This window comes from Pseudoblastomonas aquimaris (assembly GCF_035481675.1).
Classification (GTDB): domain Bacteria; phylum Pseudomonadota; class Alphaproteobacteria; order Sphingomonadales; family Sphingomonadaceae; genus Alteriqipengyuania_B.
In genome coordinates this window covers 283,641-308,380 of the sequence record NZ_JAYJJW010000001.1, presented here as the reverse complement: position 1 = coordinate 308,380, position 24,740 = coordinate 283,641, and the positions used below count along the sequence as shown (strand labels likewise).

Here is a 24,740-nt window from a genome sequence, read left to right as displayed (position 1 = left end):
CCGTGCCTGCCGAGCCAGGCAAAGTCACCACTGCCGCACCGACGCTTGAATTTGCCGATACGCGCGGGCACGGTGGATCCAAAGGCACTCAGCCCTTGGGGAGACGGGCATGCGGCACATCGCGATCATCGGTTCCGGCCCGGCAGGTTATTATACGGCGGAGGCCGCACAGAAGCTGTGGGGCGACGATGTCAGGATCGACATTTTCGACCGCCTGCCCGTGCCTTACGGCCTGATCCGCTTCGGCGTCGCGCCCGACCACCAGTCCATCAAGGGCGTTTCCCGCCGCTACGAGAAGACCGCGCTGACCGACAATGTCCGCTTCGTCGGCAATGTCGCCATCGGCGAGGATGTGACGATTGCCGAATTGCAGCAGTTCTATGACGCGAGCGTGCTGGCGACCGGCGCACCGCGGGACCGGGAACTTGCAGTCCCTGGCAACGACCTCGGCAATGTCTATGGTTCGGCCGAATTCGTCGGCTGGTACAACGGCCATCCGCAATTCGCCGACCTTGCGCCAGACCTTTCCGGACGTACCGCCGTGGTCATCGGCATGGGCAATGTGGCGCTGGATGTGGCGCGTATCCTGTCGAAGACGCGCGACGAATTCGCCGGCAGCGACATCGTCAACCATGCACTCGACGCGCTGACCGCATCGCCCATCGAGCGGATCGTAATCCTTGGCCGCCGCGGGCCGCACCAGATATCCATGACGCCGAAGGAGCTGGGCGAGCTGATGGAGCTGGAACAGGCCAGCCCGCAGGTCGAAACCTCCGACCTGCCGGACGAGGCGGAAGATGCCATACTAGAACCGGGGCTGCGCAAGTCGGTCGCCCACCTGCGCAGCTTTGCGGCGATCCCCCACGCGATCCACGGCGAAAAACGCATCGCCATCGAATTCGATTTCTTCGCCAGCCCTGTGGCGCTGGTGGGCAACGGGCGGGTAGAGGCGGTCGAGGTCGAGCGGACCGAGGTGGTCAAGGGCCGCGCGCAAGGCAGCGGCGAAACCTATCGTATCCCGGCAAGCCTCGTCGTCACCTGCATCGGCTATCGCACCGCGCCGATCGAAGGCGTGCCCTTCGATGAGAGGATGGGCCGTTTCGCCAACGACGAAGGCCGCATCCTGGACGGGCTCTATTGCGTGGGCTGGGCGCGGCGCGGGCCGACCGGAACCATCGGCACCAACCGCCCGGACGGCTTCGGCCTTGTCGAGCTGATCGCTGCCGACATGGAAAGCGGCAAGCTGGGCCGGCAGGGTAAACGCGGGCGCGAGGGATTCGACGAGCTGGCCGCCGACCGCGGGCTGGACATCGTGACATTCCAGGACTGGAAGAAAATCGAGGAGGCGGAACACAGCGCCGCCCGCGAAGGTTCTCCGAGGGAGAAATTTATCGCCATCGAACAGATGATCGCTGCCAGGGGTTCGTAACGAAAGACCGGCAGCCAAGAACGACAAGAGAGAGGATCCTACATGAGCGAGCTCGAAAACGAAGCAGCACAATCCACCACCGCCCTCGGCCCGCTGATCGGGTTGACGCGGGAAGACATATTCGGTGCCGTTGCCGTGCTGCTTCGAGAGACCGCTTCCGACCCTGCCCGCCTGATGCGCCATTCCACCGCAATGGGCAGCGAAATGATGAAGATCATGACGGGCAAGTCGGAGCTGGAGCCCGACCCGCGCGACAAGCGCTTCAAGGACCCGGCATGGCAGTACAACCCGTTCATGCGGGCCGGCGCGCAATATTACCTCGCCGTGCAGAAGGGCATGAGCGAGTGGCTGGAGGAGCTGGAGCTCGACGAGCTGGAGCGCGACCGGGCCAGGTTCATCTCCACCATCATCATCGATTCCATCGCGCCCACCAACACCCTGATCGGCAATCCCACGGCGCAGAAGCGCCTGATCGATTCCGGCGGCATGTCGATCATCAAGGGGCTGAAGAACGCCTATACCGACCTCACCCAGAACAAGGGCATGGTCAGCCAGGTCGACAAGCGCCCGTTCAAGCTGGGTGAGAACATCGCCACGTCCAAGGGCAACGTCGTGCTGCGGACCGAGATGATGGAGTTGGTGCAGTACGCGCCCACCACCGACGAGGTCCACGCGGTCCCGCAGCTGACCATCCCGCCGCAGATCAACAAGATGTACATCAACGACCTGTCGCCCGATAAGTCGGTCGTCAAGTACCAGGTCGACAACGGCATCCAGACCTTCGTGATTTCCTGGCGCAACCCGTCGAAGGAACAGGGCAGCTGGGACATGGCGGATTATGTCACGTCCTGCCGCCTCGCCATGGAAACCGTCGCCGAGATTACCGAAAGCGACAAGGTCAATGTCTCGGCCGGCTGTTCGGGCGGGCAGACCGCGGCCATGCTGGCGAGCAAGATGACCGCCGACAAGGACGACCTGCTCGGCAGCCTTACGCTGATGGTGTGCGTGCTGCACCCCAAGCAGAACGATATCGAGGCAGGCTCGCTGATCAGCGAGAACGGCCTCGCCCTCGCCCGCCGCCGCGCCAACAAGGCCGGGGTGATCAAGGGCGACGACCTGGCGCGCGGCTTCGCATGGCTGCGCCCGAACGACCTCATCTGGAATTACGTCATCAACAATTACCTGCTGGGCGACGATCCGCCCGCCTTCGACGTGCTGTTCTGGAATGCCGATGCGACCAACCTGTCCGCCAGCCTGATGGGCGATTTCCTGACGATCTTCGAAACGCTCGCCTTCACGAAGAAGGGCGAGGTAGAGATGGTCGACCACAAGATCGACCTGTCGAAAGTCACCAGCGACCTCTTCATCCTGGGCGGCGTGACCGACCACATCACCCCGTGGCGGGCGACCTACCGCTCCACGCAGCTATTCGGCTCGAAAGACGTGACTTACGTGCTCAGCCAGTCGGGCCACATGCAGGCGATCCTGAACCCTCCGGGCAATCCGAAGGCAAAGTATTTCGTCCAGAAAAAGAAGGGCAAACTGCCCGCTACTGCCGAGGAATGGCTGAAAGGCACCGAAGAAGTGGCCGGCAGCTGGTGGCCGTTCTGGATGGAGTGGGTCCAGGCGCGCTCAGGCGACAAGGTTCCTGCGCCCAAGCAGGTCGGCAGCGCAAACCATCCCCCGATGGAAGCGGCCCCGGGGCTTTACGTCGTCGAGGAACGCTGACACTGATGTCAGTAACAGATTGCTATCGAAAGGCGCCCCTTGGCCCGAACGAATAAGGCGTCAGGCACCGACCTGACTTGCGAAATGAGCATGGAAACCGTTGGCGGGCGCACCTTGCGCGTCGCCCGCTGGCGGCTTGACGAGCCTTCCGGTTTCCCGCCCATCCTGTTCTTCAACGGCATCGGCGCGAATATCGAGGCGGTGTCCCCCCTGGCCGAGCAGATGACCGACCGCGGCTTCATCATGTTCGACATGCCGGGCACGGGCGAGAGCCCCGATCCGGTGGTGCCCTACAACCCCTTCGTGATGAGCTGGATCGCCGCGCAATTGCTCGACCGCTTCGGGCTGGAGACGGTCGACGTCATGGGGATCAGCTGGGGCGGCGCGATGGCGCAGCACTTCGCGCTCCAGCACCCGCTGCGCACGCGCAAGCTGGTGCTGATCGCCACCACGCCGGGCATGGCGATGGTGCCGGGCAACCCGGCGGCCTTCACCAAGATGGCCGATCCGCGCCGCTATACCGACGCGAAGTTCATGAACGAACATTTCGCCACGCTCTACGGCGGGCAAATCGAAAATCCGGAAGACAAGAAGAAGCACATCGGCCGGCTGAAGCCGCCCAGCCCGCGCGGCTATCTCTACCAGCTGATCGCGATGCTGGGGTGGACCAGCCTGCCGGCCCTGCCCTTCATGGCCAAGGAAACGCTGATCATGATGGGTTCGGACGACCAGATCGTCCCGCTCGTCAACGGCAAGATCCTGAAGGCGATGATCCCCAACGCCACGCTGAAAGTGGTCGAAGGCGGCGGACACCTGTTCCTGCTGACCCATGCGGACGAGAGCATCGCCGAAATCCGCGGCTTCCTCTCGCCGACGGAAACGGACACGGCGAAGGCGGCCTGACCGCTCTGCCTCAGGGTTTTACGACGACCCCCTTCGCGGGGTCGATGTCGCCTCCGACCATCGCGGCATAGGTATCGCGCGCAGCCTCGATCCCGCTGCGCGTCTCGAATGCGACCGTGTCCGCCACCGCGCCCAGGAAGGTGCGCCAGCTGGCGGCGATATCCTGCCCAAAAGCCTCTGCGCCCATCGCCTTGATTGCGGCCACGGCATAAGTCGGTGCGAAGAACAGGATCGGGTCCGGCCCCGGCATGTCCTTCGCCTCGCCGCTACGCTCCCCGACGTGGGTTGCACCGACCAGGCAACTGTACTTCAGGTGCTCGCCCAGAGTCTCATGAATGGCCCGCAGAAGCCTGGAATTGCCTGCGAAATCGACCGAGACACTCGGCACCTGCGCCAGATCGCCCACGGCATCGTAAGCAATGACCTCGTCGTAAAGCCCGCTTGCCCGCACGAAATCGACATTGCCGGCAGACGTCAGTCCGACGCGCTTCACCTGCGGCGATTTCTCCTTGGCCACGCTCGCCAGCGCCATCGCGGTCTTGGACGAAGCACTGGTCAGCACCATCGCCTCCGCCCCGAACCAGTCGTCGCCGCGGAACATCGTTTCGATCAGGTAGCCGGTCTTGAACAGCGGCCCGAAGATCATCCGCTCGTTCTCGCGCGCCGGATCGTGTTCGGGGTCGGCGGCAAGGCGCGAATACTGGTTGTAGATCGCCGCCATCGACTGGCGGTGGGCGATCGTGTCGACGAACCCGCTAGGCGTCACCTTGCCCGGCATCACGACAAGCTGTTCGGCCATCGGAAGATAGCCATAGACTCTCTCCCCCTCCGCGATGTCCGGATGGTTGCTTTCGATGACTTTCGCATGGCCCCACATCGGCACCACGCCCTTGCCCTCGGCGGCGGGGAAGAAATTCCAGTACCCCATCATCTCGCCCGCTACGGCGTAGGTGATGTTATTGGCGGTAACGGAGAAGCTTTCGACTTCCAGCCGCACCGCGCCATCGGGCAGCGGCAGGTCCTCGATCCCTACGACCTCGGCCGAAGAAATATCTTTGCGCGATACGTGGACGGCCTTGCTCATCGGTCTCTCCTGTAAGGTCCGGAGAGACCTAGCGCGGGGCCCGCAGGAATGCCAGCCGCCCTCGGGCGCGCCCTAAACGCGCATCGGCATCAGCACGTAGAGCGCCGGGCTCTTGTCGTCCTTGCGGATCAGCGTCGGCGCGCTGGGATCGGCCAGGTGCATTTCCACCGTGTCGCTGTCGATCTGGCTGAGGATATCCTTGAGATAGGTCGCATTGAAGCCGATCTCGAACCCGTCAGAGCCGTAGTCGGCGCTGACTTCTTCGGTCGCGGTGCCGTTGTCGGGGCTGGTGACCGACAGCACGACCTTGTCGCCTTCCAGGCCCATCTTCACCGCGCGGGTCTTCTCCGTGGCGATGGTCGCCACGCGGTCGACGCCGGCGAACAGCGACTTGGGATCGACCTTCAGCAGCTTGTCGTTGCCGGTCGGGATCACGCGGCTGTAATCGGGGAAGGTCCCGTCGATCAGCTTGCTGGTCAGCACCACGCCGCCGCCGGACTCGCTCTTGGCCGCGCCCAGGGTGAAGCGCACCTTGCTGGCGGAGAGGTCGATCTTCACATCCCCGTCGAGCGCTTCTTCGAGCAGTTTGCGCAGTTCGGCCACGGCTTTGCGCGGCACGATCACGTCGGGCATGCCTTCCGCGCCGTCAGGGCGCGGCAGGGTGAAGCGGGCAAGACGGTGGCCGTCGGTCGCCGCCGCCTTCAGCACCGGCTTGTCGTCGTCCGTCACATGGAAAAAGATGCCGTTGAGATAATAGCGCGTCTCTTCGGTGGAGATCGCAAAACGCGTGCGGTCGATGATTTCGGCCAGCTGCGCTGCGGGCAGGCTGAAACTGGTCGGCAGGTCGCCTTCCACGATCACCGGGAAATCGTCGCGCGGCAGGGTCGGCAGGCTGAAGCGGCTGCGCCCTGCCTTGATCGCCATGCGGTTTTCCGCCGTTTCCAGGCTGACCTGGCTGCCTTCCGGCAGTTTTCGGGCGATGTCGAACAGGAGGTGGGCGGGTACGGTGATCGCACCCGCATCCTCGACCGAGACCGCCTGCAGGCTTTCGATCACCTGCAAATCGAGGTCGGTCGCCATGACTTTCAGCGCGCCGCCTTGGGCCGCTTCGATCAGCACGTTCGACAGGATCGGGATGGTGTTGCGCCGCTCCACCACCGATTGCACGTGGGAGAGACAGCGAAGCAGCGTGGCGCGTTCGATTGTGGCCTTCATCGGTCCTTACTCGTTCCCTGTTGCGCGCCCCTTGCGCCGATTTGCCGACCGATGGCCGGAATCGCCCGTGAGCGCCGGAAATATCGGCAATATCCTTAGCGCGAAGCGCCCCTGCGGCAAGGCGGCGCAGGCCCAGCGGCCCTTATGCTGGGGAAAAGACGGGGATAGGCCGCGATTCCGTGTGCCCTCTTTTGCCCCTCGGGCCCCGCTATCCTACCCCAGCATCGCCATGCCGCCGTTCACGTGCAGTGTCTGGCCCGTCATGTAGCCGGCCTCGCGGCTGGCGAGATAGGCCACGGCAGCGCCGATATCCTCGCCCTCACCCATCCGGCCCATCGGGATCTTCGCGTTAAGCGCGTCCTTCTGGGCATCGGGCAGCACGTCGGTCATCGCGGTGCGGATGAAACCGGGGGCGACGCAGTTGACGGTGATGCCGCGGCTGGCAAGCTCCTGCCCAAGGCTCTTCGACATGCCGACAATTCCGGCCTTGGCCGCGGCGTAATTCATCTGGCCGGGATTGCCGGTGGAACCGACCACGCTGGTGATCGAGATCATTCGGCCGAATTTCGCCTTCATCATCGGGCGCGCAGCGGCGCGCATCAGGCGGAAGGCAGCCTCGAGGTTGACCTGCATCACCTGGTCCCATTCCTCGTCCTTCATCCGCATGGCGAGATTGTCGCGCGTGATGCCGGCGTTGTTCACCAGGATGTCGATCTTGCCGAGCGTGTCGATGGTGGCGGGCACCAGCTCCTCGACACTCTCGGGGCTCGAGAGGTCGCAGGTGATCTCGACATGGTCGCCGCCGACCTCTTCCATCAGCTGTTCGCGGAAGACCCGCAGCTTCTGGCCGTTGGAGCCGGACAGCGCCAGCCGCGCGCCCTGCTGCGCCAGCGACTTCGCGATGGCCGAACCGATCCCGCCGCTGGCCCCGGTCACGAGTGCGGTCATTCCTTCGAGTGAAAACATCATCCGATCTCCTTCGCCAGAGCCTCGATGTCGTCCATCGTCACCACGCTGGTGGTTTTCGCCTCGCCGGCCGTACGGCCGACCATCGGGCCGAGCACCTTGCCCCCGAGCTCTACGAAATCGCCGACGCCCGCATCGTGCATCGCGAGCACGCTTTCGCGCCAGCGCACGCGGCCGGTGACCTGTTCCACCAGCAGGTGGCGGATCCGCGGCGGGTCGCTTTCGATGCTGGCCGTGACATTCGCATAAAGCGGCAGGCTGAGCGCGCGCGGCGGGGTGCGCTCCAGCGCGCCGGCCATTGCGTCTGCGGCGGGCTGCATCAGGCTGGAATGGAACGGCGCGCTGACCGGCAGCTTGATGCCGCGCTTGATACCGTGGTCCTTCGTCAGGGCGATGGCACGGTCGATGGCGCTCGCATGGCCGGACAGCACGACCTGGCCGGGATCGTTGTCGTTGGCGACTTCGCAGACCTGGCCTTCGGCAGCGGCCTTCGCCAGAGCCTCCGCCTTGTCGAGATCGGCGCCGAGCAACGCACACATCGCACCCTCGCCCACCGGCACCGCATCCTGCATCGCCGTGCCGCGCAGGCGCAGCAGCTTCGCCGCCTCTTCCAGCGTGAAGCCGCCGGTGGCGCAGATCGCGCTGTATTCGCCCAGCGAATGGCCCGCGACGCAATTGCCCTTGTCGGCCAGCTTCACGCCGAAGTCCTTCTCCAGCACGCGGACCACGGCCAGCGAGTGGGCCATGATGGCGGGCTGCGCATTGGCGGTCAGCGTCAGTTCGTCTTCCGGGCCTTCGAACATCAGGCGGGCGAGATTCTCGCTCAGCGCCTCGTCCACTTCACCGAACACCTCGCGCGCGGTCGCACTGGCCTCGGCAAGTTCGCGGCCCATGCCGACTTTCTGGCTGCCCTGCCCCGGGAATAGGAACGCTCTCATGGTCTCTCCTGATCTGGTGCCGCGCGCCTAGGAAGCGGCGGCGGGGCTGGCAAGGCCGAAGGGCACGATCCTGTTGGCGGCGGTGTGCCCGATCTCCGCCCGGCCGAGGTAGGGAATGCCCGCGCGCTTGCACCAGAATTCGGCGATCTCTTCCGGCTCCTGCCCGAAATAGCGGTCGTTTTCCGGCACCGCGGTGACGCTGCCGAGCCGCAGGCCAGCAAGGCGCGGCAGGGTGTTCGACAGATTGAAGAACAGACGATCGATCGAGTAGAGATGCTCGCTCACCTCCTCCACCATCAGCACGTGATCGTCCAGATCCGGCATCATCGGCGTGCCGGTGAGCATGGCGAGGGTGATGAGGTTGAAGGCGGCCGCCGGGGTCTTGCCGTCGAGCGAGGGTTCGAGCCCCGCAGGGTCTCCGCCGAACCAGTCGAGCACCCGGCGCACCGCGTCGATGCCGCGCGTGCTGGTGACGCTGACCGGCATCGATCCGTGAACCGGTTGGCCGATGCCCGCGCGGTATAGCCCTGCAAGCAGGTATCCCATATCGGAAAAGCCGACGAAGGTCTTGGCCCGCGCGCTTTCGTCCATCATCGCGACGGCGTTCTGCGCGATGCGGTTGGAGCCGTAACCCCCTTTCGCGAACCACACGGCGTCGATGGCGGGATCGTTGGCGCAGTCTAGCAAGCCTTCCAGCCGCTGCAGGTCGGTGCCGGCGAAATGGCCGTGCTCGAGGAAGCACTGCTCGTGGAATCGGACCGAGTGGCCGGGATATTCCTCGGCCACCAGCCGCTCCAGCGCGGCGGCATGGTCGCGGGTGATCGGCGTGGCGGGCGCGCAGATGGCGATGCGGGTCATGGCGCGTGGTCTAGACCGCTTGCAGTGCAGCCGACAACCGCATAGCGACCGCGCCATGACCGATACGCCTTCCCACCTGTTGAAACGCCCCTTCTTCTTCTGCGGCATCGGCGGATCGGGGATGCTCCCGCTGGCGCAGATTCTGAAGGGTCGCGGCGCGGAAGTGGCTGGCAGCGACCGCGGCTTCGACCAAGGCCGCACGCCCGAGAAATTCGCCGCGCTGGAAGCGCAGGGCTTCGCGCTGTTGCCGCAGGACGGCAGCGGCGTGACGAGCGAGGAGCAAGTGCTGGTGGCAAGCGCGGCGGTGGAGGACACCGTGCCCGAAGTCGTCCGCGCCAAGGAGCTCGGCTGTCCGCGCATGACCCGCGCGCAGCTGAACGCGGCGCTGTTCAATGACGCGGGCACGGGCATCGGGATCGCGGGCACAAGCGGCAAGTCTACCGTGACGGGAATGCTCGGCTGGATCATGTACCACGCCGGGCGCGAGCCGACGATCATGAACGGCGCGGTGATGAAGAACTTCCGCAGCGTCGACCGCCCCTTCGCCAGCGCCGTGGTCGGCAGCGGCGATGCCTATGTCAGCGAAGTGGACGAAAGCGACGGGTCCATCGCCCTCTACCGGCCCGACGTCGCCGTACTGCTGAACGTCAGCCTCGACCACAAAAGCATGGAAGAATTGCGCGAGCTGTTCGGCGATTTTCTCGCCAAGGCTCCGCGGGGGGTGGTGAATGCCGACGATGAAGAGGCCTTTCGCCTCGTGGCGCAAGCCAATGCGCCGCTCACCTTCGGGCTGGACAACAGCTGTGCGGCACTCGGCATCGCGGAAGGCAGCCATTCGATGGAGGCGACAGCGCAGGGCGCCACGGTGGTCGACCGCCGCGACGGCAGCGAGCACGCGCTGCGCCTCGCCATGCCCGGGCGGCACAATCTTTCGAACGCGCTGGCCGCGATTGCCGCGGCCAATGCCGCCGGTGTCCCGGTGGCCGATGCGGTCGCCGCGCTGGCGGAGTTCCAGGGCCTTGCCCGGCGCTTCGACGTTGTCGGCACGTCGCCTTCCGGAATCACCGTGATCGACGATTTCGGCCACAACCCCGAAAAATGCGCCGCCACGCTGCGCACGCTGAAAGCGAGCGAGGGCCGCGTCATCGCGTTTTTCCAGCCGCATGGCTACGGCCCCTTGCGCCAGATGGGCCACGAACTCGCCGAAACATTCGCCCGCGAACTGGAGCCGGAGGACATCGCGATCCTATGCGACCCGGTCTATTTCGGCGGCACCGTGGACCGCAGGGAAGGCAGCGAGCGGATCGTGAACCTGATCGAACAGGCAGGCGGACACGCCAAACACATCCCCGCGCGAGAGGAGGTGGCGGATTTCATCGCCAGCGAGGCGCACGCAGGCGACCGCGTGGTCGTGATGGGCGCGCGCGACGACACGCTGAGCACCTTCGCCGCAGAGCTGCTGGCGCGCCTGGCTTAAGCGATTGCCAAGCTTTCGGGATTAGGTCCCGAAACCATGGAATACGCCCGCCTTGCCCTCGTGACGTTTGCCGCAGCGGCCCTTGCCGCGTGCAGCGCCGAGCGGGAAGCACCCACGTTTTCCGACACCGAGCTGTCCGTATCGCCCGACGACCCGATGATGCGGACCGCCATCTCCATGGCAACCGCGACCCGCGGGGAGGATGGCATCTGGGCCAAGCCGAAGACCAGCGACGGCGAGATTGTCGAGATCGAGACCGCCGGAGAAGCGCTGCGCCTGACGCGCGAGCAGATCAGGGAAGCGAACTGGTATTACCAGGAGCTGCAATACAATCCCGACCTTGCCAACGGCACGATGACCAAAGCGCCCGGCTGACGCGGCGGCGAAACTCCGTTAGGATGATCGCCGGGTCGCCATCTTGGCGGGGTTATCGGCGATGTCGGAATTCGAAATGGCGTTCAGCCTTTTCGGGCTGGTTCTCGGCCTGTCGCTGGTCGAGGTGGTGTCCGGTATCTCGCTTGCAATCAAGCGCCGCCGCACGGTGCCGCCCGGATACCTGACCCCGCTGCTGGCCATTTACGTGCTGCTCGACGTAACGACATTCTGGGGCATCGCGTGGACCATGCGCGAACTGGTCGACCAGATCTGGCACGCGCTGGGCTTCGGGCTGCTGGTGTCGGCGATGTATTATGTCGCCGCTGCACATGTCTTTCCCGAAAAGGAAGACGCGCACCACACCGGTCTCGATGGGCATTTCGACCATCACTTCCGCCTGGTGATAGGCCTCGTGCTTGCCTGCAACGTAGTCCTCATCACCGCGCGCGCCTTGCTCGGCCATACGGTCGACGCGGTGTCGTGGTGGACAAATTTGGCCTATTTCGCGCTCGGCCTCCTGACCATCGCGGCGCCGGGTCGCAAGCTGCGCGCCGCCGGGCTGGTCGGCCTGATCGCGATCCTCGTCTGGGTCTTCGTCGGCCCCGCCTGATCCGTGCCTAGTGCGCCTCGGCCTCGCCCGGGCCGTGGCCCATCTTGAAGACCTTGTGCAGCACGAACACGATCACCGCGCCGACGACCAGCGCTACGAGCGCAGACGCGGCGGCATAGGTCGCCCAGCCCAGCACCCCGCCCAATGCGCCGGTAGTCGACTTCACCGCATATTCCAGGCCGTGCGCGGCGTCGTAGAGGCCGTGCAGGCCAAGCTCGTGCGTGCCGTGGACCAGGATGCCCCCGCCGACCCACAGCATCGCGATGGTCCCGATGAAGCTGAGCGCAATCAGCAGCTTCGGCACGAAGGCCACCAGTCCGCGCCCGAAACGCTGCGCGAACTGCGACCGCTTTTCTGCGAGGTGAAGGCCGATATCGTCCAGCTTCACGATGATGGCTACGGTCCCGTAAACGACGATTGTCACCACGATGGCGACCAGCGCCAGCGCCAGCCCCCTTTGCCACCATATATCGAGGTCGAGTTCGCTCAGTACGATAGCCATGATTTCGGCAGACAGGATCAGGTCGGTCCGGATTGCGCCGGCGACGCGCTGCTTTTCGAACTCCGCCGGATCCCTGATCGGATCCTCCAGCGTCTTACCGTGCTTTTCCCCGCCCAGCTTCTCCAGCACCTTTTCCGCGCCTTCGTAGGAAAGATAGAGCCCGCCCATCATCAGGAAGAAGATGATCGCCTGGGGGAGGAATTCGCTCAGCAGGATGGCGCCGGGCAGCAGGATCAGCAGCTTGTTCTTGAAGCTGCCCTTCGTGATGTTCCAGATGATCGGCAGTTCGCGCGCCGGGGAAAGTCCGGTGACGTAGCTGGGCGTCACGGCGGCATCGTCGATCACCACGCCGGCGGTCTTCGCGCCCGCGCGGCTGGCGGCGACAGTGATGTCGTCTACCGATGCAGCCGTTGCTTTCGCGATGACTGCGACGTCGTCCAGAAGTGCGACCAGGCCACCCGGCATATGCTTATCCCCTTATGCTGTGCGGCCCCAATGCGCGGGACGCGGGATCGTTGCAAGGGGGCGCGCCTGCGACTTTCCCCGCTTGCCTTTTCCGCCGCAACCGCTATGTGCGCCGCTTCCCGCCGGAAGGCGCGGAAAGCCAAGAAAGCCGGAGGGGCCCCGCAATCCCGCGGATCAGCCAGCGATCGGCATTAGAAGTGAAAGGAACGCGCTGTGCCGTATTACGAGCACGTGTTTCTCGCACGCCAGGACCTGAGCCAGTCTCAGGTGGATACCCTGGCCGCGAGCGCGACCGAAACCGTCGAGAAGCTCGACGGCAAGGTCACAAAGACCGAGACCTGGGGTCTCAAGAGCCTGGCCTACAAGATCGACCGCAACCGCAAGGCGCACTTCGTGCTGCTGAACATCGACGGTCCGACCGGCGTGGTCGAGGAACTGGAACGCCAGAATCGTCTCAACGAAGACATCATCCGCTACATGACCATCCGCGTCGACGAGCCGGAAGAAGGCCCGAGCGTGATGATGCGCAAGAACGAACGCGACAGCAAGAAGCGCCGCGACCGCGAGGAGCGTAACTGATGGCCCGCCCGTTTTTCCGCCGCCGCAAGTCCTGCCCTTTCTCGGGCAAGAACGCGCCGAAGATCGACTACAAGGACGTACGACTGCTGCAGGGCTTCATGTCCGAACGTGGCAAGATCGTTCCGTCGCGCATCACCGCCGTTTCGGCAAAGAAGCAGCGTGAGCTGGGCCAGGCTATCAAGCGTGCCCGCCACATCGGCCTGCTTCCCTACATCGTGAAGTAAGGGGGAAAAGTCATGGAAATCATCCTCCTGCAGCGCATCGAGAAGCTCGGCACGATCGGTGACGTCGTCACCGTGAAAGACGGCTACGCGCGCAACTTCCTGCTTCCGAACAAGAAGGCACTGCGCGCCAACGATGCCAACCGGAAGGTCTTCGAGGCCAACCGCGAGCGTCTGGAAAAGGAAAACGCCGAACGCCGCACCGAGGCCGAAAAGGCCGGTGAAAAGGTCGATGGCGAAGAAATCGTCCTGATCCGCGCCTCGTCGAACTCCGGCCAGCTTTACGGTTCGGTCAACGTCCGCGACATCGTGGCAGGCCTGGCCGACAAGGGCCACGACATCGACAAGAAGCAGGTCATTATGGGCAACCCCATCAAGACCATCGGCATGCACGACGTGCGCATCGACCTCCACCCGGAAGTCAGCGTCACCATCAAGGCCAACGTCGCCCGCAGCGACGACGAGGCCGAACTGCAGAGCCAGGGCGTCGACATCCTTGCCCAGGCTTTCGAAGAAGAGCAGGCCGAGATCGAGGAAATGGCCCAGGCCAACGCCATCGATCCGACGCTGGAGCCGGGCGAAATCCCGTCCGACATGCTCGAAGACGGCGTCAGCACCCCGGACGACATGACCGTGACGGAAGCCAAGATCGAGGCGACCGACCCGGACAACGCCGACAACGCCTGAGGCTTCGCCTTACGCCCTTGCGGCAAACGAGACCCCCGCCCTCACCGGCGGGGGTTTTGCTTTGCACCGTCAGCCGAACGCGCTATCCGCCCGCGATGGACGACCCCAAGAACATTATCGAAGACCTGGTCCGCCTTTATGACGAGGCGGTCGAACGCCTGCGCCACGATATCATGGCCTATGCGGAAAAGGGCACCGTGCCCTCCCCCACCAGGCGCACCGACGGCAGCTATGCCTATCCCGAACTGCGGCTGCATTATTCCGGCACCAAGCGCGGCGAGGCACGATCGCGCAGTTTCGGGCGGCTCAACATGCCCGGCACCTATGCCACCACCATCACCAAGCCGCGCCTGTTCGCGGACTATCTCACCAGCCAGCTGAAGATCATCGGCGAACGCTACGACGTGCGCTGCGAAGTGGTGCGCAGCCGGCAGGAAATCCCATTCCCCTACGTGCTCGATGGCGATGCCGGGGCGCGGATGAAGGGCATCCGCCCGACCGAGCTGGCCGAGATGTTCCCAGCGACCGATTTGGCCGAAATCGGCGACGAACTGGCCGACGGCATCGTGCTCGACGATCCAGACCGGTCCATCCCGCTGTCGCTGTTCGACGGGCTGCGCACCGACTTCAGCCTCGCCCGCCTCGCCCATTACACCGGCACCGCGCCGGAGCATTTCCAGCGCTTCATCCTGTTCACCAACTACCACCGCTATGTCGACGAATTCGTCGACTGGGCTGGTGCGCAGCTGGGCAAGGGGGATTTCACCGCCCTATCCGGCGCGGGCGGGATGTACCTCGAACAGGGCGACGGGCACGAACGCGATTCGCTGTCCGACACGGCGTGGCGCCGCCACCAGATGCCGGCCTATCACCTAATGGCCCCGAACCGCGCCGGGATTACGCTAGTCAACATCGGCGTCGGCCCTTCCAACGCCAAGACGATCTGCGACCATCTCGCCGTGCTCCGCCCGGAAGCTTGGCTGATGATCGGCCACTGCGGCGGCCTGCGCCCGACGCAGAAGATCGGCGACTACGTGCTGGCCCACGCCTATTTGCGCGACGACCACGTGCTCGACGGCGTCCTGCCGCCGGAAATCCCGATCCCGGCGATTGCCGAGGTCCAGCAGGCGCTGGCCGAGGCATCGGGCGACATTTCGGGCCGCACCGGCGCGGACCTGAAGGAACGGCTGCGCACCGGCACCGTCGTCACCACCGACGATCGCAACTGGGAACTGCGCTACTCCGATAGCGCGCTTCGCTTGTCGCAGAGCCGCGCGGTCGGGATCGACATGGAAAGCGCGACCATCGCCGCACAGGGCTATCGCTTCCGCGTTCCCTACGGCACGCTGCTGTGTGTGTCGGACAAGCCGCTCCACGGCGAGATCAAGCTGCCAGGACAGGCGAACGAGTTCTACGAGGAAGCGATCGGCGCCCACTTGCAGATCGGCATCCGCACCTGCGAACTGCTGAAGCGAGACAGCGAAAGCCTGCACAGCCGCAAGCTCCGCGCCTTCAACGAGCCGCCGTTCAGGTAAGCTGCTTTATGGCGTTAGGGATGAAGACTTCGAACCTCCTCGCCGCCCTCGCCGTCGCCCTCGCCCACTCGCTTGGAGCCTGCGCCATCGTGCCCAATCCTGGCCCGCCGCCCGGTTACGACGTAGCGGCGAAGACCTCTCCGGTGACCGGCCAGATCACCTATTACCAGCGCATCAGCCTGCTGCCCGGCAGCACTGCGACGGTGCGCCTGCTCGACACCGCGCGGGCCGATGCGCCGGCGAAGGTGATCGACGAGAAACGCTATGACCTGACAGGCGAGAACGTGCCGTTTGCCTTCACGCTCTACCTGCCCGACAGCGCATTGACCGCCAGGGCGAGCCTCGCCGTCCGCGCGGAAATCCGCTCACGCGCGGGCACGCTGCTGTGGACCAGCGACACGGTGGTGCCGGTGGAAACGCGGCAGGGCCGTCAGGACGTCGGCACTATCGTGCTGGCGATGGTCCGGCGCGAGGAGTAACGGGCAGGTTTACCGGTAGAGGCGGGTGCCGCTGGCCACGCTCTCGTCCCAGTTGTTCATCAGCTGCCACCAATTAGCCATGGTTGTGCCATTGTACGGAATGGAATTGTTGAGCCCCGGCATGTTCTGGCCCCACCAGATATAGAAATTCGACTCCCGGTGTTGCGGAGGCGTACCCGACGGCCACGCATAGCCGAGCGCCTGAATATATGCGCCGCTGATTGCCTTCCGAGCCCCGGAACCGTCGGGCCGCCAGTCTTCGCAGCTGGACTGTGTCTCGCCCGCACTGAGGTATCCGTAATTGTCGTTTGTATAGGGCGGGGTGTGGGTCCAGCCGCAGGCGGTCTGGTCGAGCGTTACCGATGACGGGAAATTCGGAGCGCCGACATAGGAATGCCAGAAAATGTCGCGCTGGCCGTTATCGCGCAGGTCGAGGTAATCGAGCATCGCCTCAATCTGGTGCCCATGATTGTGCACCGCCTCTGCCTGTGTGCGATGATAATTCATGCCATACACCACGTAGGTTTTTTCATAGACTGGTAGATCGGTGTTTCGGCGATCGCTGTTGGAGATGTCGCCGGTCGCGAGGCTGGCCATGTTGGATTCCCACAGGATCACGTCGTCACCGGCATAGTAGGTCGAAAGCCAGATTTCCTTGACCCCCTCGTCCTCGACCAGCGTCTTGCCACCGATCTGGTCCATCACGCCCGCGTAATCGAATATCCGGCGTGACGTATCGGGGGGGTATGGAATGGTCGGAAACGCTCCGTAGATGACGATGTGATCGACCACTTCGTAACCGAGATACGGGTCGGCACTGTTTTTGTACCCGCGGAAACGAGACATCTCCGTCAGCATGAACGTCTTGCGGACGAACAGGGTTTCGATCCACGCGTAGACATTGGACAACACGTTTCCGCCCCACGGACGAACGGTGTAGCTGGCGATGTCGGTGTCTAGAGTTGTGCCGTCCTTGGTCGGAAGGTAGGTCACAAGGACCACCGGTACTTTGACGCGGCTTCCCGCAGCCTGCTTCATGCCAGCCGGTATCTCGGGACGCCGCGGCAGGACGATGACCTCGATGGCGGTGGACCCGGTGGTGCCTCCGGCGAATTCGCCTGAAAGCGTGAGCTGGTGCGTGCCGCTGGACAGGGAGATGTCGACATCGCTGTTCAAGGCAAGCGTGGCGGCTATCGCCCCGTCGATATCGGATACGAGGCGCAAGGACTGCGCGGTGACCGCCGTTCCGGCCCTCGTTGCGCCGCCGATCCGCAGACGCACGGAGCCATCATCCACGTAAAAGGCGCCGCCGGCATTGGCGAATTCGATCACGACGTTGTCGGTCGCCCCCCCGCCACCTCCATTCCCGCCGGATCCGCCGCTGCCTCCCGACGAGCCGCCGCCCCCCCCGCCACACGCCGAGAGACCGAGGAAAAAGGCCAGCAGGAGAGGAACGAGGATACGCTTGGAATTAACGAGCACGAGAGTAACTCCCGCGACCCCGAACGAGAGAATATGCAGATGTATCTGCGGACCGCAGAATAGTTCAAAAATCGGCGAGGTTCAATTGAGGAGCGCCACCGATAAGATCATGAAATTACAGTGAGAATACTCTATTGTAAAATTCGGACAACGGACTTTTCACCCGAACCAAGCTAAGAATTCTTCGATTCGAAACAACTGATCAGATTGGTGCGGTGGTGGCGGTGCTGAGCTGGCAGCTAACCGGCGAAGCCAAAGATCAGAAGTCGCTCACGCGGCGCTATAACGATAATGGTGCTCCCACGGCCTGTCGCGTATATTGCGCCTGGAGAGCCTGCGATGTCATCGATACGACGCTTCACGCCTTCGTCGATTTCGATGCTGTAGGTTCCTTCAGGTTCTTCGCGCGCCAGCAAGCGCGCAAGGCTCACGGACTGCCCAATCGTTTGCCTCGTGCTCCAAGGAGCGCCCGCCAGCTCCGCATCGAAAGGTGTCCGTTGCCAGCCCCTGTACTGGAAACGACGGCTGTTTCCGATAATCTCACCGATCGCGTCAGGCGTTGCTGCTTTCTCCAGCAACTCCTGCAGACGCTCCGAATTGGCCGCTTCCAGCTCGAAGAGGACTTGACCTGTTTCCGCGTCGCCAGGAAGACCCATACCGAAACTTCTTGTGACATTGTACAATTGCCGCTCGACCACGACGTTTTCGGGGATGCGTTCCCTCGCCAAGTTGCGTTCGGAAATCGTCCAGTAGCCCAACAACATGATCGGCAGGAGCAGGATTACGCCGAGACACCCCAGACAGCTGGGGCGATCGTCCCAGACGCTTCTCTTGACGCTGCCTTCCTTGTCGGGGCCTTGCCGCAATGGCCGTTACCCCTTCCCTTTCGTCTTCGTCTTGCCGGTCTTCGCGCTCTTTTCGATATAGTCGATGATCATGCCGGCCACGTCCTTGCCGGTCGCTTTCTCGATCCCCTCGAGGCCGGGCGAGCTGTTCACTTCCATGATCACCGGGCCGTGGTTCGATCGCAGCATGTCGACGCCGCAAACGTTCAAACCCATGTGCTTGGCCGCGCGTACGGCGGTGGAGCGTTCTTCCGGCGTGATCTTGATCAGCTGCGCGCTGCCGCCGCGGTGGAGATTGCTGCGGAAGTCGTCCGCCGCACCGGTGCGCTTCATCGCGGCAACGACCTTGCCGCCGACCACCAGTGCCCGGATGTCCGTGCCGCCGGCTTCCTTGATGAATTCCTGCACCAAGATGTTCACGTTGGCGCCGCGGAAGGCTTCGATCACGGACTTCGCGCTGCTCATGGTTTCGGCAAGGACCACGCCGATTCCCTGTGTGCCTTCGAGCAGCTTGATCACCACCGGCGGCCCGTTGACCGCCTTGATGATCTCCTCCGCCTGCTTGGGATCATTGGCATAGGCCGTCAGCGGCAGGCCGAGCCCGTACTTGGCGAGGATCTGCATGGAGCGCAGCTTGTCGCGGCTTCGCCCGATGGCGACACTTTCGTTGAGCGGCCACACGCCGCCCATTTCGAACTGGCGCAGGATGGCGAGGCCATAATTGGTGATCGACGCGCCGATGCGCGGGATCACCGCCTCGTACCCCTTCACCGTCTCGCCGTTGTAGCTCAGCGTCGGACGGTGGCTGGCGATGTTCACGGTGCAGCGCGTGGTATTGAGGATGTCGAGCGTGTGCCCGCGCGCCTCGGCCGCCTCGACCAGCCGCTTGTGAGAATAGAGGTTGGCGTTGCGGGCCAGCATGGCGATTTTCATGGCCGGATACTCATGGTTTGTGACCTTTCACGGGCTCCCTGCCCGGAGTCTGGAGCCACGAATGGCCCGAATCGACGAGGAAGCGGCGGCGCAGCGAAGACCGCCCGACCAGCATCGGGAATTTCATGTCGGCACGGTTGGCGAGGCTGATTTCCACACGGTAGGTCTCGCTACCGATCGTCAGCGGCGTCTTGATGACAAAGCGCTTCTGTGTCTCGCCATTGGAACTGGTGATGCCGCGGATGTCGACATGCACCGCCTCGCACACCTGGCGTACCTTCTGCTGCGGGAAATCGACCGCGAAGCGCACGAACTTCTCGCCGTCACGCTCGAATTGTTCGAGCACTTCGGCATGGAGCGAGGAGGTGCGCGCACCGCTGTCGATCTTGGCGGGCAGGTGGCGCAGGCCCAGTTCGGGCAGCGCCACCAGTTCCCGCCAGCCGACGATGGCCTTCGGCGACTTTACCACCCCTGCTCGGCGCCCTCGTTCTGCTCTTCCAGCCACGCCATCAGCGGGGCGAAATATTCGACCATCGCCTCGCCCGACATCTCGCGCGTGCCGGTGAAGGCCTCCAGCGCATCGGGCCACGGCTTACTGGCGCCCATTTCGAGCATGGCGTTGAGATTCCGGCCGACTTCCTCGTTGCCGTAGAAGCTGCAGCGATGGAGCGGCCCTTCCCAGCCGGCCTGCTCGCACGCTGCCTTGAAGAACTGGAACTGCAGGATGTGGGCGAGGAAATAGCGCGCATAGGGCGTGTTGCCGGGAATGTGGTATTTCGCGCCCGCATCGAAGGCATCGACCGGCCGCTCCACCGGCGGGGTCACGCCCTGGTATTCACGCTTCAGCCCGTGCCAGGCGGTGTTGTACTGGTCCGGCGTGATCGAGCCGTCGAACACGCCCCAGCGCCATTTGTCGACCAGCAGGCCGAACGGCAGGAATGCGACCTTGTCCATCGCCTGGCGCAGCAACAGGCCGACATCCTTGTCAGCGCTGGGCACGTCGGCCGGATCGAGCATATCGATCTGGACGAGGTATTCGGGCGTGATCGACAGGGCGATCATGTCGCCGATGGCTTCGTGGAAACCGTCGTTCGCGCCGTTGAGGTGCAGGTAGTCCTGGTCCTTGTAGGCGCGCTGGTAATAGTTGTGGCCCAGCTCGTGGTGGATGACGATGAAGTCTTCCGAATTGCGCTTGATGCACATCTTGATGCGGATATCGTCCTTGTTGTCGATATCCCATGCGCTGGCGTGGCAGACGACCTCGCGGTCCTCCGGCTTCACGAACTGGCTGCGCTCGTAGAACGTGTCGGGGAGCGGCGCGAAACCGAGCGAGCTGAAGAACTGCTCGCCGACGCGGACCATCTCCACTTCATCATAACCCTTCGCGGCGATCAGGTCGGTGATGTCGTAGCCGATGTCGCCGGCACCTTCGGGTGCGACGAGCGGGTAGACATTGCTCCAGCTCTGCGCCCACATGTTGCCGAGTAGGTCGGCGCGGATCGGGCCGGTCGCCGGCTGGATCGCGTCGCCATATTCGGCATTCAGCTTGCCGCGCACATAGGTGTGCAGCGCCATGTATAGCGGGCGGACTTCCTGCCACAGCCGCTCCATCTCGGCGGAAAATTCCTCCGGCGGCATGTCGTAGCCCGACCGCCACATAGCCCCGACATCGGAGAAGCCGAGCTCTTCCGCGCCCTGGTTCGCGATGGCGACCATGCGGGTGTAGTCGTCCTTCATCGGGCCGCCGACATTGGTATGCCAGCTGGCCCACATCTCGGCGTATTCGGCGGGCGTGCGTTCGAGGTTGCCCATCTCCGCCTCGATGTCCGAGCCGTTGATTTCGGCGCCGTTCAGCGTGCCCTTGCCCTTGCCGTACTGGCTGTTGAGGCTGGTCGCGATGGTGTTGAGTTCGACCGCGGCGCCCTCGGTGGTCGGGGCCGGCAGGACGATGCCGTTGCGCAGTATGTCGAGCTTGCGCGCCGTTTCCGCGTCCAGCCCCGCAACGGTCGCGTATTTCGCAGCCTCGAGCGCGTATTCGACTGACTTTTCCGTGCCGATGGCGCCGACACGGGCCGCCATCGCGTCCGTATCCTCGGTGATGTAGGTGGCGTTGACCCAATAGACCTGGCTCGCTTCCACCGAATAGTCGAACAGGTCTTCCTCGACCATGGCGACCCACTGGCGCGCGCCTTCGGGCGTCATCGGATAGGCCGTCTCGGCAGCAGGCGTGGTGGCGGGGGGGGGCGCGCTCTGGGCGGTCGCTTCGGGCACCATGGTGGAGCAGGCGCCAAGGCCAAGCGAAAGCGCGGCAAGCGCGACGGTGGTATGCAGTTTCATGGGAAAGACTCTCTCCGGTCGGGTATGCTTATTGCCCGCCCGTTTGGCCTTTCGCGGCGATTATATCAAGCGATCTGGCGCGCCCGGCGCTCCATGACGAGGCCGGCCAGGACCGCCAGGAACGCAGCAATCCAGGCGGCCATCTTGACCGGGCGGACTGTTGCCGCAATCGCGGCCAGCCGATCCGACCCTTCGCGCTCGAACAGCTGGATCGCCTGCGCGATCGTCTCGGCATAATCAGTGAGCATGAACACGAGCCCGGTCGCCAGCGCGAACCGGCCGGCCATGCGCACAATGCCGCTGCCGGAGGCCCGGAGCTGCCGCCCCATCAGGTAGGTGCCGATGCTGCAGATGGCGATGAAGACGAGGTCGGTGACGATGGCCGCCTGTGCCCACTCGTAAAGATCCGCCTTCATCCAGAGTTTGTGGATGTCTTCGACCGCCTTGGCGCTGCCGGCCTTCTGGTGGGCGGTCATTCCGCCCTTCACGCTTTCGATTTCGAGCGGCCCGTTCATCAGCGCGACCACGCCGAGAGCGAGCAGCCCTGCGATCCACCACGCCAGCGCGGTCTTCCGCGTCGTCAATCGGCGTCGCCCAGCCAATCGGCGATAGCCCGGCCGAAATCGGGTTTCGCGACGCTCGACATGTGGGTTCCGGGGATCGCCACATGGACCGCATCCGGCAATGCATCGGCCAATTCCTGCGCGGAACCGTTGTCCTGGTCCTCCGTGCCGCACACCACGGCGCATGGCATGGTGACATTGGCGAGCTCGGCCGGATCGGTATCGCGCATGGTCTGCAACAACATCCGATTGGCCACCCGGTCCACCTTTTGCGTCTTCATGAAACTGCGCGCGAAATAGGCCGGGTCGCCGTGCCGGATCTCGTCGAAGCGGTCGATTGCGTCGATGAAGAAGGCGGCGCGATTGTCCCAGCCGCTGAGGCCCGACAGGCCCATCCCGGCGATCACGAGGCGCCGGGGTTGCAGCCCTTCCACCACCGCCCGCACCACCGTTCGCGCGCCGAGCGAAAAGCCGCCGAGGTCGAAGCCGTCGAGCCCGAGATGGTCGATCAGGTACCGAAGGTCGGCGACCAGCACATCGTCCGGATAGGCGGCCGGATCATGCGGCGCCTCGCTCTGCCCATGGGCGCGCAGGTCCGGCATCAGGACTTCGTAGCCGCGTTCGGCGATCCGCTGCGCGGTGCCGAACTTCAGCCAGTTGGTGTTCGCATCCGAAAACAGCCCGTGCAGCAGGACGACCGGCGCGCCCTTGCCCATCCGGTGTAGCGCCAGCCGTGTGCCGCCATGGCCGCTGAAATGGTCGATGGCCTGCCCCTCCATCAGCGGAAGAAGCAGTTGGTGCCCGCGTAAAGCCCGACCACACCGCTGGTCTCGTCGGTGAAGCCGCCGATGCCGTCCGACGTGCTGAATTCGCCGTCGAGCGTGCTGTCGGCCATCGCCTCGTAACCGGGCATGGCTTCGGCTTCGGCAGCCGGATCGCCGGGTGAGACTCCGCCGGCGGTTGCTACGCTGCCCGGCGCATCCTCGCTACCCGGGCGGGCGAGCCAGCCGACGAACTTGCCGTCCTGGAAGTTAAGCGTCAGGCCGTTGGCGTACTGGACCATCTCGACCGGGCCGGCGCCGCATTCCTCGTTCTCGCCCTTCATGCCGTCTTCCCCGAAGGCTGCGGCCGCAGCGGTTTCCACTTCGGCACGGCCGGCGTTGAACAGGAAGGCATTGCTGCCGACGGCGATGCCGTCGCCGCGCAATTCGACCGGATCGCCGCTCGCGGTCGCACCCGTCGGGGTCGCGGTAGCTTCTGCCGAGGCGCCCGCATCGGGCGTATCGCTTTCACCGCCCCCGCACGCGGCGAGCAGGGCGAGCGGAAGGCAGGTAACGAAAAAGCGCATCTTCATGGTCGAACTCCCGAAAGGCCAGGCGGCTGCGCTTGGCTTACACCGATCATACGCCCGGCGCGATGCCGGGTTTCCTCAGCCCTTCTTCAGGTGAGTGCGGCCGAGCAATTCGGCGATCTGGACGGCGTTGAGCGCGGCCCCCTTGCGCAGGTTGTCGCTGACGCACCACAGGGTGATGCCGTTGTCGACCGTCGGGTCCTCGCGCACGCGGCTGATGTAGGTCGCGCCGTCGCCCGCGCTTTCGACCGGGGTGACGTAGCCTTCGTCCTCGCGCTTATCGACCAGCATGATTCCCGGCGACTCGCGCAGGATGTCCTGCGCTTGCTTGGCGCTGATCTCGTTCTCGAACTCGATGTTCACGGCTTCGGAATGGCCGACGAACACGGGCACGCGCACGCAGGTGGCGTTCAGCTTGATTTTGGGGTCGAGGATCTTCTTGGTCTCGACCACCATTTTCCACTCTTCCTTGGTGGAACCATCGTCCATGAACACGTCGATATGCGGGATCACGTTGAAGGCGATCTGCTTTGTGAAAGTCCGCGGTTCTACCGGATCGCCGACGAAGATCGCGCGGCTCTGTTCGAACAGCTCGTCCATCCCGGCTTTTCCCGCGCCGGAGACGGACTGGTAGGTGGAGACTACCACCCGCTTGATCGTGGCGGCATCGTGCAGCGGCTTCAGCGCCACGACCAGCTGCGCGGTCGAACAGTTGGGGTTGGCGATGATATTCTTCTTCTTGTAGCCGTCGATCGCCTCCGGATTCACTTCCGGCACGATCAGCGGGACGTCCGGGTCCATCCGGTACAGCGAGGAATTGTCGATCACGACGCAGCCCGCGGCAGCGGCCTTGGGCGCGTATTCCTTCGTCGGCCCGCTGCCTGCGGCAAACAGGGCGATGTCCCATCCGGTAAAATCGAAATGCTCGATATTCTTGCATTTCAGCATCCGGCCGGTGTCGCCGAACTCTACCTCGGTGCCCTGGCTGCGGGATGATGCGACCGCGGCAATCTCGTCGCAGGGAAACTCGCGTTCCGCCAGCACCTGCATCATCTCGCGCCCGACGTTGCCCGTCGCGCCGACGATTGCCACCTTGTAACCCATGTTTCGCTCCAATCAGATCTCGCTGCGCAGATAGGCCATTGCCGCCGCGCCGCAAGCGTAGTTCGTCTTGGGCG

General features: G+C 64.2%; 26 protein-coding genes. 11 read left to right on the top strand and 15 right to left on the bottom strand.

The genetic code is table 11. From position 1 onward, the window contains the following. Positions 1-109: 109 nt before the first annotated feature. The 3 genes from VCJ71_RS01550 to VCJ71_RS01540 all read left to right on the top strand — a co-directional run bounded on the left by VCJ71_RS01550 (position 110) and on the right by VCJ71_RS01540 (position 4,060). Complete coding sequence (locus VCJ71_RS01550; protein ID WP_324638566.1) at positions 110-1,429, top strand: FAD-dependent oxidoreductase; 1,320 nt, start codon at positions 110-112, stop codon at positions 1,427-1,429. A gap of 42 nt (positions 1,430-1,471) precedes the next feature. Continuing rightward, a complete protein-coding gene (locus tag VCJ71_RS01545; protein WP_324638565.1) occupies positions 1,472-3,157 on the top strand; it encodes a PHA/PHB synthase family protein in 1,686 nt (561 codons plus the stop codon). 90 nt (positions 3,158-3,247) lie between these two features. Further along, positions 3,248-4,060 (top strand): alpha/beta fold hydrolase, encoded by an 813-nt coding sequence (locus VCJ71_RS01540; RefSeq protein WP_324638564.1) that lies wholly within the window; start codon positions 3,248-3,250, stop codon positions 4,058-4,060. Positions 4,061-4,070: 10 nt separating this feature from the next. Here VCJ71_RS01540 and VCJ71_RS01535 read toward each other — a convergent pair whose 3' ends face one another. The 5 genes from VCJ71_RS01535 to VCJ71_RS01515 all read right to left on the bottom strand — a co-directional run bounded on the left by VCJ71_RS01535 (position 4,071) and on the right by VCJ71_RS01515 (position 9,121). Next, positions 4,071-5,144, bottom strand: a complete 1,074-nt coding sequence (locus tag VCJ71_RS01535) for a DUF2855 family protein (protein ID WP_324638563.1) — start codon at positions 5,142-5,144, stop codon at positions 4,071-4,073. A 72-nt stretch (positions 5,145-5,216) separates the two neighbouring features. Further along, positions 5,217-6,359 carry a DNA polymerase III subunit beta gene (gene dnaN / locus VCJ71_RS01530; protein WP_324638561.1) on the bottom strand — a complete coding sequence of 381 codons (1,143 nt, stop codon included), beginning with the start codon at positions 6,357-6,359 and terminating at the stop codon, positions 5,217-5,219. A 213-nt stretch (positions 6,360-6,572) separates the two neighbouring features. Then, positions 6,573-7,325 (bottom strand): 3-oxoacyl-[acyl-carrier-protein] reductase, encoded by a 753-nt coding sequence (gene fabG, locus VCJ71_RS01525; RefSeq protein WP_324640850.1) that lies wholly within the window; start codon positions 7,323-7,325, stop codon positions 6,573-6,575. Further along, the gene (fabD, locus tag VCJ71_RS01520) at positions 7,325-8,263 is read right to left on the bottom strand and encodes an ACP S-malonyltransferase (protein WP_324638560.1); all 939 of its coding nucleotides are present in this window, start codon (positions 8,261-8,263) and stop codon (positions 7,325-7,327) included. The genes fabG and fabD overlap by 1 nt, the downstream gene beginning before the upstream one ends. A gap of 27 nt (positions 8,264-8,290) precedes the next feature. Then, a complete protein-coding gene (locus VCJ71_RS01515; RefSeq protein WP_324638559.1) occupies positions 8,291-9,121 on the bottom strand; it encodes an LD-carboxypeptidase in 831 nt (276 codons plus the stop codon). A 55-nt stretch (positions 9,122-9,176) separates the two neighbouring features. Between VCJ71_RS01515 and VCJ71_RS01510 the strand changes: the two genes are divergently transcribed. The 3 genes from VCJ71_RS01510 (at position 9,177) to VCJ71_RS01500 (ending at position 11,583) form a co-directional block, all read left to right on the top strand. Next, on the top strand, positions 9,177-10,598 hold the full coding sequence (locus tag VCJ71_RS01510; RefSeq protein WP_324638558.1) for a glutamate ligase domain-containing protein: 1,422 nt from the start codon (positions 9,177-9,179) through the stop codon (positions 10,596-10,598). 36 nt (positions 10,599-10,634) lie between these two features. Continuing rightward, positions 10,635-10,973: a hypothetical protein gene (locus VCJ71_RS01505; RefSeq protein ID WP_324638557.1), complete on the top strand. Its 339-nt coding sequence runs from the start codon at positions 10,635-10,637 to the stop codon at positions 10,971-10,973. A gap of 76 nt (positions 10,974-11,049) precedes the next feature. Further along, positions 11,050-11,583 (top strand): hypothetical protein, encoded by a 534-nt coding sequence (locus VCJ71_RS01500; protein ID WP_324638556.1) that lies wholly within the window; start codon positions 11,050-11,052, stop codon positions 11,581-11,583. Positions 11,584-11,590: 7 nt separating this feature from the next. On the opposite strand, the gene VCJ71_RS01495 is transcribed toward VCJ71_RS01500, so the two are convergent. After that, positions 11,591-12,550 (bottom strand): DUF808 domain-containing protein, encoded by a 960-nt coding sequence (locus tag VCJ71_RS01495; RefSeq protein WP_324638555.1) that lies wholly within the window; start codon positions 12,548-12,550, stop codon positions 11,591-11,593. A 213-nt stretch (positions 12,551-12,763) separates the two neighbouring features. Between VCJ71_RS01495 and rpsF the strand changes: the two genes are divergently transcribed. From rpsF to VCJ71_RS01470, 5 genes are all read left to right on the top strand, one after another. Further along, positions 12,764-13,129, top strand: coding sequence for a 30S ribosomal protein S6 (gene rpsF, locus VCJ71_RS01490; protein WP_290134910.1), 366 nt, complete (start codon positions 12,764-12,766; stop codon positions 13,127-13,129). Then, positions 13,129-13,353 (top strand): 30S ribosomal protein S18, encoded by a 225-nt coding sequence (rpsR, locus tag VCJ71_RS01485; protein ID WP_169492015.1) that lies wholly within the window; start codon positions 13,129-13,131, stop codon positions 13,351-13,353. Before rpsF ends, rpsR begins: the two co-directional genes overlap by 1 nt. A gap of 12 nt (positions 13,354-13,365) precedes the next feature. Next, complete coding sequence (rplI, locus tag VCJ71_RS01480) at positions 13,366-14,037, top strand: 50S ribosomal protein L9 (protein ID WP_324638554.1); 672 nt, start codon at positions 13,366-13,368, stop codon at positions 14,035-14,037. A gap of 95 nt (positions 14,038-14,132) precedes the next feature. Beyond that, positions 14,133-15,572, top strand: a complete 1,440-nt coding sequence (locus tag VCJ71_RS01475; protein WP_324638553.1) for an AMP nucleosidase — start codon at positions 14,133-14,135, stop codon at positions 15,570-15,572. Positions 15,573-15,592: 20 nt separating this feature from the next. Beyond that, positions 15,593-16,051, top strand: a complete 459-nt coding sequence (locus tag VCJ71_RS01470) for a YbaY family lipoprotein (RefSeq protein WP_324638552.1) — start codon at positions 15,593-15,595, stop codon at positions 16,049-16,051. Positions 16,052-16,060: 9 nt separating this feature from the next. Here the strand turns inward: VCJ71_RS01470 and VCJ71_RS01465 are convergent, their stop codons facing one another. The 9 genes from VCJ71_RS01465 to VCJ71_RS01425 form a co-directional block, all read right to left on the bottom strand. Further along, complete coding sequence (locus VCJ71_RS01465) at positions 16,061-17,383, bottom strand: hypothetical protein (protein ID WP_324638551.1); 1,323 nt, start codon at positions 17,381-17,383, stop codon at positions 16,061-16,063. A gap of 389 nt (positions 17,384-17,772) precedes the next feature. Beyond that, the gene (locus VCJ71_RS01460; RefSeq protein WP_324638550.1) at positions 17,773-18,297 is read right to left on the bottom strand and encodes a hypothetical protein; all 525 of its coding nucleotides are present in this window, start codon (positions 18,295-18,297) and stop codon (positions 17,773-17,775) included. A 108-nt stretch (positions 18,298-18,405) separates the two neighbouring features. Beyond that, positions 18,406-19,311 (bottom strand): 30S ribosomal protein S6--L-glutamate ligase, encoded by a 906-nt coding sequence (rimK, locus tag VCJ71_RS01455; RefSeq protein ID WP_324638549.1) that lies wholly within the window; start codon positions 19,309-19,311, stop codon positions 18,406-18,408. A gap of 10 nt (positions 19,312-19,321) precedes the next feature. Continuing rightward, on the bottom strand, positions 19,322-19,780 hold the full coding sequence (locus VCJ71_RS01450) for an ATP-dependent zinc protease family protein (RefSeq protein WP_324638548.1): 459 nt from the start codon (positions 19,778-19,780) through the stop codon (positions 19,322-19,324). Then, positions 19,774-21,648: a M2 family metallopeptidase gene (locus tag VCJ71_RS01445; protein WP_324638547.1), complete on the bottom strand. Its 1,875-nt coding sequence runs from the start codon at positions 21,646-21,648 to the stop codon at positions 19,774-19,776. Before VCJ71_RS01445 ends, VCJ71_RS01450 begins: the two co-directional genes overlap by 7 nt. Before the next feature lie 65 nt (positions 21,649-21,713). Next, positions 21,714-22,232, bottom strand: coding sequence for a hypothetical protein (locus VCJ71_RS01440; RefSeq protein ID WP_324638546.1), 519 nt, complete (start codon positions 22,230-22,232; stop codon positions 21,714-21,716). Further along, positions 22,229-22,990, bottom strand: coding sequence for an alpha/beta fold hydrolase (locus VCJ71_RS01435; RefSeq protein WP_324638545.1), 762 nt, complete (start codon positions 22,988-22,990; stop codon positions 22,229-22,231). The genes VCJ71_RS01440 and VCJ71_RS01435 overlap by 4 nt, the downstream gene beginning before the upstream one ends. Then, positions 22,990-23,565, bottom strand: coding sequence for an aspartate-semialdehyde dehydrogenase (locus tag VCJ71_RS01430; protein ID WP_324638544.1), 576 nt, complete (start codon positions 23,563-23,565; stop codon positions 22,990-22,992). Before VCJ71_RS01430 ends, VCJ71_RS01435 begins: the two co-directional genes overlap by 1 nt. A gap of 75 nt (positions 23,566-23,640) precedes the next feature. Then, complete coding sequence (locus tag VCJ71_RS01425) at positions 23,641-24,666, bottom strand: aspartate-semialdehyde dehydrogenase (RefSeq protein WP_324638543.1); 1,026 nt, start codon at positions 24,664-24,666, stop codon at positions 23,641-23,643. Between the last annotated feature and the right edge of the window lie 74 nt (positions 24,667-24,740).